1 rRNA gene is annotated in these 546 nt (G+C 54.4%); it reads right to left on the bottom strand.

Annotated elements, in window-relative coordinates:
- A 23S ribosomal RNA gene (locus ACFQND_RS12180) occupies positions 1 to 380 on the bottom strand; the annotation flags it as partial.
- Positions 381 to 546 lie beyond the last annotated feature (166 nt).

Raw genomic sequence — 546 nt, 5'->3', positions numbered from 1 at the left:
CTCCTATAGCTTCACTCTCACGTCCGAGACTCAGCAGCGTCTCGAGGCATGTCCCGCAACCCCACACGTGCAACCCCTGCCAGGTATCACACACGCATGGTTTAGCCTGATCCGGTTTCGCTCGCCACTACTCCCGGAATCACTATTGTTTTCTCTTCCTGTGGGTACTGAGATGTTTCACTTCCCCACGTTCCCTCTACCCGCCCTATATATTCAGGCGGGAGTCACCAGGTCAGCACGCCGCCTGGCGGGGTTTCCCCATTCGGAAATCCTCGAATCACAGCCCGTTTATCGGCTCCCCGAGGCTTATCGCAGATTACTACGTCCTTCTTCGGCTCCAGATGCCCAGGCATCCACCGTATGCTCTTGAAGACTTGAAATCACATAAGCATTTTGATCGAACACACACCCACCCAGGCACCCCATACAAGGGGACCCATCAGCAGGTGTGCGACCAATGAAATATTAAGTAAATACACCACGCACCAAACACCCCGAGAACACCCCACCACTCTCACGAGCACTGGAAACTCCCTGGGATCTTTG

The organism is Polaromonas aquatica, assembly GCF_042659145.1.
Taxonomy (GTDB): domain Bacteria; phylum Pseudomonadota; class Gammaproteobacteria; order Burkholderiales; family Burkholderiaceae_C; genus Polaromonas; species Polaromonas aquatica.
This window is presented reverse-complemented; position numbering and strand designations above follow the sequence as displayed.